This is a genomic window from Shewanella marisflavi (assembly GCF_023283925.1).
In the GTDB taxonomy this organism is placed as follows: Bacteria; Pseudomonadota; Gammaproteobacteria; order Enterobacterales; family Shewanellaceae; genus Shewanella; species Shewanella marisflavi.
Genome location: NZ_JAKIKX010000005.1, coordinates 273813 through 289037, shown reverse-complemented (window position 1 = coordinate 289037; position 15225 = coordinate 273813). Strand labels below are relative to the sequence as shown.

General features: G+C 51.4%; 13 protein-coding genes. 6 read left to right on the top strand and 7 right to left on the bottom strand.

Features of this window, described 5'->3' with window-relative positions:
• Positions 1-43 precede the first annotated feature (43 nt).
• Positions 44-1231, top strand: coding sequence for a cystathionine beta-lyase (locus L2712_RS12675; protein ID WP_248977982.1), 1188 nt, complete (start codon positions 44-46; stop codon positions 1229-1231).
• 186 nt (positions 1232-1417) lie between these two features.
• On the opposite strand, the gene L2712_RS12670 is transcribed toward L2712_RS12675, so the two are convergent.
• Both L2712_RS12670 and yegD read right to left on the bottom strand, forming a co-directional pair.
• The gene (locus L2712_RS12670; RefSeq protein WP_248977981.1) at positions 1418-1906 is read right to left on the bottom strand and encodes a CreA family protein; all 489 of its coding nucleotides are present in this window, start codon (positions 1904-1906) and stop codon (positions 1418-1420) included.
• A 17-nt stretch (positions 1907-1923) separates the two neighbouring features.
• A complete protein-coding gene (yegD, locus tag L2712_RS12665; RefSeq protein WP_248977980.1) occupies positions 1924-3291 on the bottom strand; it encodes a molecular chaperone in 1368 nt (455 codons plus the stop codon).
• A 114-nt stretch (positions 3292-3405) separates the two neighbouring features.
• Between yegD and L2712_RS12660 the strand changes: the two genes are divergently transcribed.
• Positions 3406-4869, top strand: a complete 1464-nt coding sequence (locus L2712_RS12660; protein WP_248977979.1) for an NfeD family protein — start codon at positions 3406-3408, stop codon at positions 4867-4869.
• A complete protein-coding gene (locus tag L2712_RS12655) occupies positions 4869-5672 on the top strand; it encodes a slipin family protein (protein WP_033538314.1) in 804 nt (267 codons plus the stop codon). The genes L2712_RS12660 and L2712_RS12655 overlap by 1 nt, the downstream gene beginning before the upstream one ends.
• On the opposite strand, the gene L2712_RS12650 is transcribed toward L2712_RS12655, so the two are convergent.
• The 4 genes from L2712_RS12650 to trhO all read right to left on the bottom strand — a co-directional run bounded on the left by L2712_RS12650 (position 5669) and on the right by trhO (position 9745).
• Complete coding sequence (locus L2712_RS12650; protein WP_248977978.1) at positions 5669-6697, bottom strand: DUF2955 domain-containing protein; 1029 nt, start codon at positions 6695-6697, stop codon at positions 5669-5671. The genes L2712_RS12655 and L2712_RS12650 overlap by 4 nt on opposite strands.
• A 9-nt stretch (positions 6698-6706) precedes the next feature.
• Complete coding sequence (locus L2712_RS12645; RefSeq protein ID WP_248977977.1) at positions 6707-7765, bottom strand: HlyD family secretion protein; 1059 nt, start codon at positions 7763-7765, stop codon at positions 6707-6709.
• A 5-nt stretch (positions 7766-7770) separates the two neighbouring features.
• On the bottom strand, positions 7771-8250 hold the full coding sequence (gene slyA, locus L2712_RS12640) for a transcriptional regulator SlyA (protein ID WP_248977976.1): 480 nt from the start codon (positions 8248-8250) through the stop codon (positions 7771-7773).
• A gap of 508 nt (positions 8251-8758) precedes the next feature.
• Positions 8759-9745: an oxygen-dependent tRNA uridine(34) hydroxylase TrhO gene (trhO, locus tag L2712_RS12635; RefSeq protein WP_088904755.1), complete on the bottom strand. Its 987-nt coding sequence runs from the start codon at positions 9743-9745 to the stop codon at positions 8759-8761.
• A gap of 220 nt (positions 9746-9965) precedes the next feature.
• Between trhO and L2712_RS12630 the strand changes: the two genes are divergently transcribed.
• The gene (locus tag L2712_RS12630; RefSeq protein WP_033538309.1) at positions 9966-10616 is read left to right on the top strand and encodes a glutathione S-transferase; all 651 of its coding nucleotides are present in this window, start codon (positions 9966-9968) and stop codon (positions 10614-10616) included.
• A gap of 81 nt (positions 10617-10697) precedes the next feature.
• Here L2712_RS12630 and L2712_RS12625 read toward each other — a convergent pair whose 3' ends face one another.
• On the bottom strand, positions 10698-12560 hold the full coding sequence (locus L2712_RS12625; protein ID WP_248977975.1) for a choice-of-anchor I family protein: 1863 nt from the start codon (positions 12558-12560) through the stop codon (positions 10698-10700).
• Positions 12561-12793: 233 nt separating this feature from the next.
• Here L2712_RS12625 and L2712_RS12620 point away from each other — a divergent pair, with 233 nt between their 5' ends.
• Together L2712_RS12620 and L2712_RS12615 are read left to right on the top strand one after the other, a co-directional pair.
• Positions 12794-13666 (top strand): class II glutamine amidotransferase, encoded by an 873-nt coding sequence (locus tag L2712_RS12620; protein WP_033538307.1) that lies wholly within the window; start codon positions 12794-12796, stop codon positions 13664-13666.
• Positions 13667-13862: 196 nt separating this feature from the next.
• Positions 13863-15086: a multidrug effflux MFS transporter gene (locus tag L2712_RS12615; protein ID WP_248977974.1), complete on the top strand. Its 1224-nt coding sequence runs from the start codon at positions 13863-13865 to the stop codon at positions 15084-15086.
• Positions 15087-15225 lie beyond the last annotated feature (139 nt).

Below are 15225 nucleotides of genomic sequence, written 5' to 3'. Positions count from 1 at the left end.
ATGTTAAGATGGCTGCATTGCCTAGCCAAGATGAGTAGATGGGATGAAAAAAGAGACCAAGATAGTTAGCGTCGGCCGTGACAAGAAATGGAGTAAGGGGGTGATCAATCCCCCGGTATTTCGCGCTTCCACCGTGGTATTCGACACCATAGAAGAGATGCGTTACGCCACCAAAAACCGCGCCAATGGCGAGATGTTTTATGGCCGCCGCGGCACCCCTACCCACTTTGCCTTTCAGGCGGCCATTGCCGAACTTGAAGGTGGCGTGGGCACCGCGCTCTTTCCCTCTGGTTCAGCCGCCATCTCGGGCGCACTACTCTCTTTTCTCAAAGCAGGTGATCATCTCTTGATGGTCGATACCGCCTATGAACCCACACGGGATCTGTGCGACAAGCTGCTCAAAGGCTTTGGCATAGAAACCACCTACTACGCCCCGCTGATCGGCAAAGGTATTGAGGCGCTTATCCGCCCCAATACCAAGGTGCTGTTTCTTGAGTCTCCCGGCTCTATCACCCTAGAGGTGCAAGATGTGCCGACCTTGAGCCGCATTGCCCATGAGCATGGTCTGGTGGTTATGCTGGATAACACCTGGGCCTCCCCTATCAACAGCCGTCCGTTCGAACTGGGCGTCGATATCTCCATTCAGGCCGCCACCAAATATATTGTTGGCCATTCAGATGTGATGCTGGGCACGGCAACCGCCAACGAGGCTCATTGGGAGCAGCTTAGAGAAAACAGCTACCTCATGGGGCAATGTACCTCGGCGGACGATATCTACCTCGCCAGCCGTGGGTTGCGGACCCTTGGGGTTCGCATGGCGCAACATGAAAAAAATGCCCTTAAGGTTGCCAATTGGTTGGCTACGCGCCCAGAGGTGGATCACCTGCGTCACCCCGCCTTTACCACCTGCCCTGGGCATGAGTTTTTTAAGCGTGATTTCAGCGCGTCTAACGGCCTCTTCTCCTTTGTACTCAAGCAAGGCAACATCAAGTCGATCACCGCCTTTGTGGAAAACATGCAGCACTTTAAGATGGGCTTCTCATGGGGCGGCTATGAAAGTCTGATTCTGGGCGTATTTGGTATCGACAAACTGCGCACCGCCACTCAGTGGGACAGCAGCAAACCCTTGATCCGCTTGCATGTGGGGCTGGAAAACCCTGACGATCTCATCAAAGATCTCGAGGCCGGCTTTGAGCGCTATAATGCGGTATTAGATGGCCGCAACGAGTAAGGCATTGCCCAAGTAGAATAAGGCATTACCTAAATCAAGTAAGGCATTGCCTGCGTCTTACCCATAGCGATTAAACAGTGGCAACTCAACTGCAGCAATTACACAGGCGCAAATAACCCACAGCAAAACGCCGTCAAAGATGACGGCGTTTTGTTTTTGGTTGAACTTATTTTGGTTTTACTTATTTTAGTTTGACGCTGGCTGTCCATTTGCTGAGCCACTCGTTTGCCAAGCCTTTGTGCCATAAAGCGGCACGGTGGACAGGCTGTGTTTATGGCTACCATCAGTCTCCTTAGTCGAATAGGAGAGATAGATCAGCGTCTGATTTTCAGCATCATAGATGCGTCTCACCTTTAGCGACTTAAACAGTATGCTTAGAGATGCCTTAAACACCACCTCGCCCTTTGGACTCTTGTCGATATTGGCGAGATCCCCAGGCAATATAGGCCCGGTTTGACGACAAGCAATCCCCATATCTGAAGGATCGGCAAAATCAAGATTGGCCTCGACACGACTAATATGACAGGTCACGCCAGGGATCATAGGGTCACGGCGCGCTTCGATGATCACATCTTTAGTGGTAAACAGGCCCAGGCTCACCTTACCCACATCATCACCGCAGCCACTGAGTACAAATAGCGCCGCGACGCCCGCCAGCCGAATTAATGCTTTCATGCTTACTCCATCTCTTCTTAGGAAAACAGCTTTTGAGCCCAGCGCGTCAGACCAGCTGTCACACTGCCAAAATGATCGCCTACCACTATCTCTGTCTCAGGATACATCTGGGCGATCTTTTGATAAATCGCCGGGCTCTTGGCCGTGCCGCCTGTCACATAGATAATATCTGCCTGTGTGGCTGCCTGGTCCATCGCCTGACGCATCAGCGATTGGATCAGGCTAACGGGTTGATCGATAGCCAGGCCAAAGCGCTCAAGGTCGACATCGGCATTAAGCGCCGGGTCGATATACTCCAGGGTAACACAGGTGGCTGGCGCGTCCGACAGCGCAATCTTTGCCACTTCGGCGCTGCGCACCAAACGGTAACCCAGTTGCTCCACTTGCACTTTTAGCAATCTCGCCAAAAGATCGGCACGCGTAGCGTCCTTGATAAGCTCCTCAATCATCTTGCGGCTCGTTAAACTGGCAAAATCGCGCTGAGCACTGATGTCATTAACCGCCACCGCATTCCAAAATGGCTGACTCGGCACCGGCAGTCCATTCACCATATGAGAACCAAGCCCCAGGTGCTGCATAAAGGCCTTCATCGCCAGGGCGATATCCAGATCGTTTCCGCCGATACGTTGACCACTATGACCGAGAAAGTCTTCACTACGATCTGCCTTATTGATATGAGATGGTCCCATCTTCACCACTGAGCAGTCGGTCGTGCCGCCACCGACATCCACCACCAACACTGTCTTATCTTGGTTAAGACTGGCCTCAAAATCCATACCCGCAGCCAAAGGCTCAAACAGAAAACTCACCTGCTCAAACCCGGCGCGTTTAGCGGCCAGGGCTAAAATGGCTTCGGCCTGACGATTACTCTCCTCACCGCCTATGCCTTGAAAATTCACCGGACGCCCGATCACGGCATGAGTGGCAGTGCCGTGAGCCTGGAGCTGCTTATCAGCCAGTTGTTTAATATGCATCATCATCAGGGTGACGATATCTTCAAATAGGGCGATTTGGTCTGCTCGCAAGCCAGTGGCACCGAGAAAAGATTTGGGCGAGCGTACATAAAAGCCCTCTTCGGGCATATCCAGATAGTGCTGCACCGCCTGCTCACCGACAAACACCGCCTGCTCGTCGCTATCAAGATCCAACGCCTGACGGGCGTGGCGTGCGCGGCTTAACTGAGCCGAACGAAGCTTGGCATAATCCGCCTTAAGATCGCTCGCAAGCGCCTGATACACAGCTTCGCTGATCAGTTCCCGATCGAACGCATACAGGGTCGATACCAGATAGTGAGAATCCCCCGCAAGAGGCAAAAGCTGCACCTTGCCATCCAACATCACACCAACGGCGCAGTTAGCGCTGCCATAATCGAATCCAACAAACATGCTTAGCGGCTCCCGCCCATCAAAAAGCCGAGAAAAATAACACACTGAGCTGAAAAGACAAGCAAAGGCGGCGCGCAAAATCGACTAGACTTAAATAAGTCATAAGGAGTCGCTATGCGGGTTTGTGTTGGGCGCATCATACGTTTAATAACTCTGTTCCTACTAATCGTACTGAGTCTGGGTCAGGCTATGCCCGAAACGAACACAAACGCCTCAACCGTCTCATCTGAGCCACAAGTTAAAGCTGTGCCACTGATGCGTTTTAGTGGCGCCATAGGTCCCGCCATCGCCGAATACCTAGGCAGTGAGATCCAACATGCCAACGAGCTACTCGTTGCTGAGCGCCCGCCGTTGCTGATCATTGAACTCGATACGCCTGGCGGCTTAGTGTCAAGCTTACGCAGCATTAACCAAGCTATCCTCAGCTCCAAGGTGCCTATCGCCTGTCTGGTCGCTCCTTCAGGGGCTAGAGCCATGAGCGCCGGTACCTATATGCTATACGCCTGTCATATCGCAGCCATGGCACCCGCCACCACTTTGGGCGCCGCCACACCTGTACAAATGGGAATGCCCAGCCAAAATGAGAAACCATTAAACCCAAGGGACAAAGATCCATCCAAAGGGGATGACAGCAAGCAGCAGGGATCTAACGACAACGCCATGACCCAAAAGATACGTAACGATGCCATCGCCTATATTCGTTCCCTCGCCAATTTAAGAGGCCGCAATGTTGAATTTGCCGAGCAAGCGGTGAGTGATGCCGCAACGCTCACTGCCACAGAGGCTCTGGAGCAGAATGTGATCACCCTGATGGCAAGTGACGCTGGTGAACTCCTGACAAAACTCGACGGTATGGAAATTGTTTTAGACGGCGAGCCCCATAGCTTCAACCTTAAGCAAACAAGGCTAGTGCCCCACGAACAAAGCTGGCGAAGTCACTTCATCGCCACCATTACCGACCCCAACATCGCCTATATCCTGATGTTAATCGGTATCTATGGCTTGCTGCTTGAATTTTATAGCCCTGGCGTAGGTATCGCAGGCGTCATTGGGGGCATCTCCCTTCTGGTCGCCCTCTACGCATTTCAGTTGTTGCCCATCAACTATGTGGGTTTGGGTCTTATCCTGTTAGGCATAGCCCTGATTATCGCCGAGTCTATGGTGCCGAGTTTCGGCATTCTCGGCCTTGGCGGGATAGTCGCCTTCGCGCTGGGGTCCCTGTTTTTGATCGACGCCGACGGCGGCGACCTCTCCATCTCGCTGCCATTGATAGCGGCAGTAACCGTCACCGCCGCTGGCTTTTCTCTCTGGGTACTCTCAAGTCTGTGGAAAACGCGCAAGGCCGCCAATGTCAGCGGCGATGATCTCATCATAGGCGCCATGGCTACCGTGGTAAGTGGATTTGAACACTATGGTCTGGTCAGGCTCAACGGCGAATGCTGGCAGGCCCGCTGTGACACTCACACCCAAACAGGGCAAACCGTCATTGTGCAGGGCCGCGAACGACTCACTTTAATCGTCGCCCCCATACCTAGCCCTACCGAGGCAAACCCGCCTCAGGACTCCGGAGGTCGCTAATGGAAACCTTTACCTACGATACGCAACTCTTTTTCGTCGCGCTTATCTTCTTATTGCTAACATTGCTGCTCAGCGCCTTTAAGATATTGCGAGAATATGAGCGTGGAGTGATCTTTATGCTGGGCCGCTTCTATCGCGTCAAGGGACCCGGTCTCATCATAGTGATCCCTTTGATTCAACAGATGGTACGGGTCGATCTGCGTACTGTGGTGATGGATGTCCCCACTCAGGATGTGATTAGCCGTGATAACGTCTCGGTACAGGTCAATGCGGTGATCTATTTCAGAGTGATCGATGCGCAAAAGGCGATCATCAATGTGGAGGATTTTCTGCAGGCCACCTCACAGCTTGCCCAGACCACGCTACGATCTGTGCTGGGGCAACATGAGCTGGATGAGATGCTGGCCAACCGTGACATGCTCAACACGGATATTCAATCTATCCTCGACAACCGCACCGATGGCTGGGGAATAAAGGTCTCCAATGTCGAGATAAAACATGTAGATCTTAACGAAACCATGGTACGTGCTATTGCTAAACAGGCCGAAGCTGAGCGGATCAGACGTGCTAAGGTTATTCATGCCTCAGGGGAAATGGAAGCCTCAACCAAGTTAGTTGAAGCGGCACAAAACCTGAAAAAATCCCCCAACGCCATCTTACTGCGCTACCTGCAAACGTTAACGGAAATCGCCGGCGAGAAAAACTCCACCATCCTATTCCCCTTGCCAATGGATCTGCTTAAAGGGGTCATGCGCCGCTCGGCCGAAACTGACGAAGCGGCGGAGAAAAAGCCTCGGGACTAATGGCCGAAGCGAGTCACTTCAAAGCGATTGAGGAGCCGATGCACCAGATAACAGGCCATCAGGGTTAACACTATGGCGCCAAAAATACTGGAAGCCCGATAGAGACTGCTATAAAAAAGATCATTTGATGGCGTCAGGTTTTGACCATAAAGCGTCCCTAAGGTGGTCATAGCACCAAACCCGACACCCGACCCCATCGCCTCGGTCATGTGGGCCTGGCTGAACAGCAGGGTCACTAACCAAAACAGCGGCAGCAAGAGCAGCAACTCATGGGACCAGGTATAGAGGAATAACTGCATTAAGAGACCGCAACTCACTCCAAGTACAGTCCCTATGGCGCGGCGTCTGGCATAACCTAAGGCGCCATTCCAATGCATGGGAAAAAGTAACATCAAGGTCGTCCCTTGGGCTGCCAGGGAGTCCCGCAGATCAAACACCTGAAACACCACAAAAGATAGGGTGGCGATAGTCGCCCCCATCAGCGCCTCGTGACGCATGCGATGAGGAGCCTTGGGAATGGCCGCCATCGGCGCCCGCTCTTCAACGTCAGGAAACAGATACATCATCAGGTAAGCGATCAGGATGGAAACGCCACAGCCCATAAAGTTGTTGATCGCCAACTCGGTCACATCGGTATCTGGATAACTGGCAAAATGCAGCATGATGCTTAGGCTAATCACCCCGGTGGCACCAAATAGAAACAGGCTCCCGCGGGACATACAGGCAAAACGATAGAGAAACAGCAAGAAGGCTACCATGGACATCACCAAAGGGTGTGAGCCCAAATACTCGGCCAGCAGCGCCACTTCTATGATGGCGATGGCCGAGGAGGCCATCACCTGTCGCACCACATGCAGCGACATCTTAGGTAAGATCCCCAGCATCAACATGGGCAGTACGGTAAAGAACACCCCATAATTGAACTCAAGCACCTTACAGCAGAGAAACCCCAAAGTCGCACCGGTAGCGATTCGCAGACACTGACGCAGATCGTTAGCGCTTAAGGCATGATGACGAATTAACACACAACGCCCCTAGTAGATATAATGCAGCAGGCTGATGAATTTTATCTGCAGCTTGGCTAAGAACTCATAGATCACATTACTAGGCTGAAGTTGTACCGTTGCCTTGGCACCTGCCGGCAGTGTCATGATCACATCTGGCGCCAACTGGAGGTGAAGACGAAAACGCTGAGCATCACGCACCCAACGATTGGATTCTGTCGGAGTTGCCAGGCGTCCATTGGCATCGAATTGCGCCTGACTGACACCAGCATCGACACTGCTTACACTTGCCTGAAACAGCTCACCAGGGCGGCCATCGAAAGCCACCAGCGCGCTTGCACCTGGGTGAACATTTCGCAGGTTTTTCTCACGAAAATCGGCTATCACATCGACATTATCGAGCAGCAGTGCCATCACAGGCGTAGACTGGTTCACCATGTTACCAGAGGCTAACTGCACGTTAGTGACCACACCATCATGCTCGGCGCGGATCTGGGTATAGCTCAGGGCCAGTCTGGCCTGAGAAAGACGATTCTGCGCTTGACGCAACTTAAGGTTATCTTCTCCAGCCTGACCTCTTAGTGTCTTAACCTTGGCAAGCTGCGCCTTGGCAGCCAAGAGCTGTGAACGACTGGCTTTCACTTCTGTTTGCGCCTGATCGATCATCTGTTGTGACACGCTCTGATTGGCATAAAGAGATTGCACACGTTTGGCCTCACGCTGCTTAAGTGCGTAGGCGATCTCCTTGGCATTCACCTCAGCGTTAGCCGCCGCGATGGCCGCATCCAGTTCAGCGTTATCTTGTCTCGCCTGCTCCAGCGCCAGTTCAGCCTGCTCCTGAGCCAGCAAGAACGGCGTCTTGTCCAGGCTGAACAGTAGATCCCCACGCTTAACCTTCTGGTTATTGGCGACCTCAACCGCTACAACCCTACCACTCACCTGAGGGGCCACCTGGGTAATGGTGCGAGTGGCCATCGCCTGGGTAGTCAAAGGCATCTTAAGATCGGCAAACAAAAAGTAGCCAAACAGCATAATAAAGCCAATACAGGCAAACTTAACTAAACGGGCAAATTGCTGATCCGGTGTCATTGTCTTTATTTTTTCTCTTTGGTCATTGTGTGTGATTGTAATTTTCTCGTGGCGTTTTCACTGATACGGTTAAGGACAAGCTCAAAAACCTTGAGCTCCTCTGGGCTGATCCCCCGATAGAGTTCGGCGCGCAGATCGATAATGCGCTGACAAATGAAGGTCAGCAGATCTTGCCCTGCCGGTGTTAAGGAGACGCGTCGGACCCGCTTATCATGCTCACAACAGTGGCGCTCGATAAGCGACTGCTGCTCTAGCTGGTTTAAGGTACGCATGAGCGAAGCCAGCTCAATCTCAAGGGCTTCGGCAAGGGCTTTCTGGCTCGTTTCCTGACCCATGCGAAAGAGCTTCCATAGCACGCTCCAACGACTATGGGTTAAGCCCAAAGGCGCCAGTTCAACATCGGCGACCATGCGCCACAATCGCGCCAATCTGGCCACGCGCTCGGCATTGGATGACTCAGTCCAATCTCTGTCTTGATCTGTCATATTGGCTCTCCTTGCGAGGTTATGACACTTGACATATTACTTAGCAGGCTAAGCATTGTATTTATTTAGCAGGCTAAGTAAATAGCTAAATGAAAATTAAAGACAACATGTCATTAAACTAAAGCGCCTAAAACCTTAATCTTTAATCACTTAATCTGTCTTATTCTGCAATGGCTAATCAGGTTCCAAAACAATAGACAAAAAATAAGCAGCAAGTGTAAGACAAGCTGAAACACACAAGAGGTAGACAAGATTGGGATATTGACAACAACGCCACTTAAGCGGCTGGGAAAAGATGGCGGAAATAAAAAGCGAGCATTGCATAACACAACACTCGCCTTTGCTTCTTACGTTGAATACATTGGCAGACACGCTCTAAACTCAAGCTACCTAAACCTCTGCCAATACTGCTCTTCAAGCAGACAGTCGCCCGATGCAACTCATCTCTAGCAGCCATTTAAGTATAGACTCAGATCTTAAAAAACGCGCAAGTTTCGAGGTAAAAAAATTAGCGAACACCCTGCTCTGCTTGGCGCTGACGACGCTGTGTCTTGTCCTGACGTCGCTGATCAATAACCTGTTTTACATCACTACCAATATGGGATTCGCCGCGCGCCTTGGCTAACTGCACCTGACGCTCGCGCTCGAGGAAACGCTTGCGCTGCTTTTCAGACAGCTTGTCGATGCAGTGAGGACAGCTGACGCCCTGCACATAGTGCTCGCTTTGCTTGTCTTCCTCTGTGATCGGCAGGCGACAGGCATTACATTGATCGTATTGCCCTTTTTCCAGGTTATGGTTAACCGACACACGGTTATCGAACACAAAGCATTCACCTTCCCAGAGACTCTCCTCAGGTTGCACCTCTTCCAGGTACTTGAGCACACCGCCTTCTAAGTGATAGACCTCATCAAACCCTTGCTCTTTCAGGTAGGCAGTCGACTTCTCACAGCGAATGCCGCCGGTACAGAACATGGCCACCTTCTTATGCTGGCTAGGATCCAGATTCTGCTTTACGTAATCGGGAAATTCACGAAAGGTTTGTGTCTTAGGATCGACGGCATTTTTAAAGGTGCCTATGCTGACTTCATAGTCGTTGCGGGTATCGATAAGCAGCACCTCGGGATCAGAAATTAGTTTATTCCAATCTTTAGGCTTCACATAGGTACCGACCACCTTACGAGGGTCGACACCTTCGACTCCCATGGTCACTATCTCTTTCTTCAGCTTAACCTTAGTGCGATAGAAAGGCATCTCATCATCAAACGACAACTTGTAGACAATGTTATCGAGTCCTGATTGACCATCTAACCAAGCCAGCAGTGCCTCAATTCCGGCCTGACTGCCGGCAACGGTACCGTTTATTCCTTCACTGGCGAGCAGGAGAGTCCCTTTGATCCCCAATGATTCCATCTCCTTCAGCAAAGGCTGCTGCAGGGCGGCAAACCCTGGCAGAGAGACGAACTTATATAACGCACATACAACGACTTGAGACATATTGACCTCTTTTACTGCTCCCTGAGGCTTAATCCCCAGTGCATAACAAAGCGCCTGTGTGATCTATGGCGCAAAATGGAGGCGAATTCTACCTAAATCACAGTCAAACAAACAGGGAGAAAAAGTAAGGGTATTAGGCCACGGGGCCTGACCGTAAAACTATGGGGTTGCGATCTCGACCAAAGCCATGAAAAATAGCGTGCTCAACAAGGAGACTTACATGCCAAGGCCTATTTTATACTCATTTCGTCGTTGTCCCTACGCTATGCGCGCCCGTCTGGGGCTCTATTTAGCCCAGCAAGAGGTGGAACTGCGGGAGATAGTGTTAAAGCATAAGCCTGAGCCCATGTTAGCGGCGAGCCCAAAGGGCACAGTGCCTGTGTTAGTACTCGATGATGGTCGCGTCATCGATGAAAGCCTTGAGATCATGCTCTGGGCATTAGCCCAGCAAGATAGTCACCAACTACTTTGCGCTGCACCGCAAGTTCATCAAAGCGCCATGGCACTGATAAGCGACAACGATAACCAGTTCAAACCTTGGCTAGACAAATATAAATATGCCGATCGTCATCCAGAGCACTCGGCAAGTGACTATCGCGCCAAAGGTGAAGCGTTTGTTCGCACCCTTGAAGCGCGGTTAACGCAATCAGCGCAGCTTGTCTCAGATAGGCCTAGCCTCGCTGACTATGCCATCTTCCCCTTTATACGTCAGTTTGCCCATGTGGATAAACAGTGGTGGCAACAGGCTCCCTACCCTAAGGTGCAAGCTTGGCTCAGCGAGCATATCAATAGCCAGGCTTTTGTTGCGATCATGAAGAAGTACCCCACCTGGCTTGAAAGTGGTGAGAGCTTCTCTCTGTTTTCAAAATAAAACATGATTTAACCCACTAATAATATGTAAAAAGGCGCCATATTGGCGCCTTGATCATCCTCTAGCCGTTAAACAGGCTCATCAGTGCAGTGACAACTGATACACGCTGGTGCTACCGCTGACCTCGTTACCTATGATGAGCAGAGGCTGAGCGGTTGGGCTGTCGCTGGCGGAAACAAAAGCCATGCCTTCAGGGCCGAGATCTCCTGCCACTTCAGGCGTGCCAGTGACATCACTGCCATCAATTTCGAAACCCACCTCAAAATCACGATTAACGACATAATCAACAAACTTAGGCGCAAATGGATTGGTGATCTCATAGATCATAAAACCCGACGTTCGTTCTAAACCGATAAAGGCGTAACGCTTACCGTTAACCTCACCAATCGCCAGCGCCTCAGGCTCGGCGCCTTTATCGTCACTGCGACTGTCCCCCTTGTTCTCTTCATTGCTGTTGTTAAAGTTGCTGCCCAGCAACGCGGCGGTAATGCGGGAAAAGTCGCTGCCGCTATCAAACACCTGCTGACCATTTTGATCCCAAATAGAAAAAGACCGACCACCATAGGCCACTATCTTGTCATAGTCGCCATCACCATCTTGATCGCCCATGGAGGTCGTCACCTTTAGACGTCCTAACTGCGTCTTATCCTGAGCCGCAGCATATTGAAGATGATTGGGATCGAGCAGCAGGTCGGCTGCACGCACTTCTTCAGAAAATCCCCCATAATCGCGCGAGTCACCTTCGTTGGCCGTCACCACAAAGTCACTGCCATGCCACTGAAAACTGGCGATGGTATCGGGCTGATACAGACCCACTACACCTGGATAGACCTGAAGGTTAACGCGATCGTCTTTGTCACTGGCATCGATGGCATTTTGCGCTGCGCCAAAATCCTTCTCCCCCAAAGGCCAGATACTAATGACCTGCTTCTGAGCAATATCGATCACCGCGATGGCATTGTTTTCCTGCAGGCTGACATAGGCACGGCGACTATCTGCCGACACGCTGATATATTCAGGCTCTAAATCCTGCGCCACGCTGGCATCTGGGCCATTGATCTTAATGTTAGCGGCCAATTCACTCTCTCTGGCGGCGCCCACATTAAAGTCACTGAAATTGAGCAGCGTGGCACTGGTTGCCGGTACGCCATCGACCACATCGATGAAGGCAATCGTCCCGAGGGGATCGACCAGATAGTCATCGCTTGGCTCCCCCTCACCCGCCACCAAGACCTGTTTACCGTCATGGCTAAATACCAGGTTATCCGGCAACGCGCCTACCTCGACTCCGTGCATAAAACTCACCTCGCCCGATGTGCCGATTCGGTAAAAGGCGACGTAGCCCAGGTCTTGCTTGCTGTTGCCAAGGGTATCGCCGCGCTCAATGGCCGCCGCCAGCAGATCGCCATGAATGGCCAGACTATTAACGCCTCCAAGGCGCTCATGACCAAGATCTTGCGCGACATCCAGTTCACGCAACTTAGGTAAATTGTTAAGGGTCAATGCCACCTCAGCACCTACTGGCTGCCCGCTAAGACCCGAGGCATCGATGATATCCACCTTACCACTCTGGGCATTGACCACAAAAACATGACCGGTTGCGCCATGAAAACCCAAGATCTCCGCGGCGCTTTGGCCAAACACACCCGAGGCGTAGCGACCAATCAAGTCGGCCCTTAGCTGCTGCTCAACCTCTCGACATAGATATTGGCTCTGCTCAGCGTTGATTTCGGCGCTATCGAGCATGCCATTGCCATTGAGGTCCAGTCCCGTCTGTATCAGCTGGCCACCTAACGGGCACTGGCTATCTCCTGCGGCAACCTCTGTCAATTTCACCAGGCTATTGGCGCCATGACTGCCATCCACACCGTCCTTGCCGTCGTCACCATTACAGGCCGTCAGACCTATACTTGCCACCACCAATGCTATTACCGTTTTTTTCATGGGATTATCCTTTGTCGTTAGCGCTAATCGGCACGATTTACCATCCTAAAAAAGAATGATAAGTGGCCTGTAAATGGCGCTAAGCTAAAAGGCAGATAAGGCAAACTCATGACAGGTAGATGACAATTTAACGACACTCAACCACCATTTCGGGGTCGTTGGTAAAATTTCACTTTGTCACTGATTAAAATCGCGCTAAATTTTGGTTCGGTATGATTACGGATAGAGAATCCATGTGCAGATTTTTAACCTATAGTGGCCCCAAGGCCCTGATGTCCCCCTTGATATTTAAAGCATCCAACTCTTTAGTGATGCAAAGTAAATACGCGCAAAAACGTAAGGTGCCCACCAATGCCGACGGCTTTGGCTTGGGCTGGTACCCTACCCAGGATGATCCCATTCCGGCCACTTTCGTCAATGTCGACCCCGCCTGGAGCAACCGTAACCTTAAGATGATCGCTGAAAAAGTGGAGACACAGCACTATTTCGCTCATGTGCGTGATGCCTCCAAGGGAATGCCCGTCAGCCAGGCTAACTGCCATCCCTTCTCCTGCATGCACTACCTTTGGATGCACAACGGCCGTCTGGATCAGTTTGATAAATTTCGCCGTCAGTTACTTAATCAACTTTCAGATCGTGCCTTTGCATTGATCAAGGGCAACACAGATTCTGAATATGCCTTTGCTCTTTTCATGGATAAACTCGGCTTTGCCGAGCAGGCCAGTCTGAGTCAACTGGAACAGGCGATGGAAGACACTATCGCCAGCATCATGAGTCTTCGAAAAGCAGCTGGTGCCGACACCAATGCCTTCATTAATTTTGCGGTAACCGACGGCAGACATACCGTTGTGACCCGTTTCGCCACCTTAGAGGGCGCTAAACCGGCCTCACTTTTTTATGGCCGCGGCCTGATAGGTGAAACGCAAGAGAGCATCGACTTTATTCCCCATGACGGCAAAGATGCCTGCATCATCATCTGCTCCGAGCCCCCTACCGATCAGAGTGAGTACTGGACTAAGGTGGAGCGCAATCACATGGTCAGTGCCATAGGCAACGAGCTGGTGAGCCAGCGAAAAATTCTCCTGCCTTATCAGGCAGAGCTCTAACCCAGATCTGGCGGGCTCGTCCCGCCAGATACCTGCAAGGTCTTGTTACAAAAGCACCAAAGGCGCTTTGGTCAAAGCGCAATAAAGCATTAGCCAAGACTTGGCCAGATCCCTTACAATATCCCTTCCCCCGGATAACACCCTTTCTCTGTTATCACACCCAAAAATAACCCTAAACCCGTCACAAGAGGTATGAGTGAACAATACGTCGATCCCGCCATTTCAGTCTTCAAGACCACAGGGCACTCTGAGTCTCGCCCTGTTAATCCCCATGTTATCCGCTATCGTGGCCATCACGCCGCTGGCGATCGATATGTATTTGCCTGCCATGGCGACCTTGGCAAGCAGCTTTAATTCCAGCATCACCACAGTCCAGCAGTCACTAAGCCTCTACCTAGCCGGTTATGCCATGGGCATGCTAACTTTCGGCCCTATCGCCGATCGCATTGGGCGTCGCCCCTTAGTGATCATCGGTCTGACGGGCTTTATGCTGGTGAGTTTGGCGCTCGCCTTTGTGACGAATGTCGAGCTGTTTTTGGGACTGCGCTTTGTGCAGGCCTTCATTGGCGCCGCGGCCACTGTTGTTGTGCCTGGCTATATCAAAGAGGTGTACGGCCAAAATACCGCTAAGGGGATGTCTTACGTCAGCCTGATCATGATGCTCGCTCCCCTTGTGGCGCCCACTTTGGGCAGTCTGATCCTGGAATTTGGCGACTGGCATCTGATCTTCTTTATTCTCGCCTTTTATGCCAGCCTGTTACTCTGCTTGGTGCTCACTAAGCTACGCATGCCCAGTGACAGTCAACATGAGGGGCGCAGCCAGAAATCTTTCTTCGGTGCCTATGCCGTTGTCTTTACCAAACCTGGCGTTAAGCTGCATATCGCCAGCGGCGTCATGACCTCGTTTGCCTTTTTCTGTTACCTCACCGCCTCACCATTCGTTTACATGGAGGTGTTTGGTCTGGATAAGAGCCTGTTTGCTATTCTGTTTAGCACCAATGTGGGCGCCCTGATGCTGGCCAATGTGATCAACAGCCGTATTGTGGTCAAATATGGCTCTCGCAGAATGTTAAAAGTCGCGACCTTCCTCGCGGCGATTTCTGGTATCTGCCTGCTGAGCGTCAACCTCCTCGGGCTCAGTTTTCACTTTACCATTGCTATGCTAATTCCCTTCATGGGCTTTTTAGGCATCATGTCGGTCAATGCCGATGCCATCGTCTTGATGAAATTCCAGCAAGAAACTGGCACAGCAACGGCTGTCATTGGCACCTTAAGATTTGGTTTTGGCGCCCTGGCTGGCCCCTTGCTGGCACTCTTTTATACAGGGACGGCCGTCCCCTTCTCAGCCCTCATGCTGGGTGCTGTCACCTTAGTAGGACTGTTTCAGTTTCTTGCCCATAACCAGCATAAAAAGTATTAACTATGCCAAGATAACCCAAAAGGTCGCCGATACCAGCCATGTCGGCGCCCTATCAGGTTAACTAGCCTAACTATATGATACTTATGTCTAATGACACACAAAGCATATAAGCGGCCCCTTGATACATCACAGTATACCT

Bases quoted from the DNA above. Each gene is read 5' to 3' on its own strand.
- L2712_RS12620 (WP_033538307.1), top strand. From the start codon at position 12,794: ATGTGCAGATTTTTAACCTATAGTGGCCCCAAGGCCCTGATGTCCCCC.
- L2712_RS12645 (WP_248977977.1), bottom strand. From the start codon at position 7,765: ATGACACCGGATCAGCAATTTGCCCGTTTAGTTAAGTTTGCCTGTATT.
- trhO (WP_088904755.1), bottom strand. From the start codon at position 9,745: ATGTCTCAAGTCGTTGTATGTGCGTTATATAAGTTCGTCTCTCTGCCA.
- L2712_RS12625 (WP_248977975.1), bottom strand. From the start codon at position 12,560: ATGAAAAAAACGGTAATAGCATTGGTGGTGGCAAGTATAGGTCTGACG.
- L2712_RS12660 (WP_248977979.1), top strand. From the start codon at position 3,406: ATGCGGGTTTGTGTTGGGCGCATCATACGTTTAATAACTCTGTTCCTA.
- L2712_RS12670 (WP_248977981.1), bottom strand. From the start codon at position 1,906: ATGAAAGCATTAATTCGGCTGGCGGGCGTCGCGGCGCTATTTGTACTC.
- L2712_RS12630 (WP_033538309.1), top strand. From the start codon at position 9,966: ATGCCAAGGCCTATTTTATACTCATTTCGTCGTTGTCCCTACGCTATG.
- L2712_RS12655 (WP_033538314.1), top strand. From the start codon at position 4,869: ATGGAAACCTTTACCTACGATACGCAACTCTTTTTCGTCGCGCTTATC.
- yegD (WP_248977980.1), bottom strand. From the start codon at position 3,291: ATGTTTGTTGGATTCGATTATGGCAGCGCTAACTGCGCCGTTGGTGTG.
- L2712_RS12675 (WP_248977982.1), top strand. From the start codon at position 44: ATGAAAAAAGAGACCAAGATAGTTAGCGTCGGCCGTGACAAGAAATGG.
- slyA (WP_248977976.1), bottom strand. From the start codon at position 8,250: ATGACAGATCAAGACAGAGATTGGACTGAGTCATCCAATGCCGAGCGC.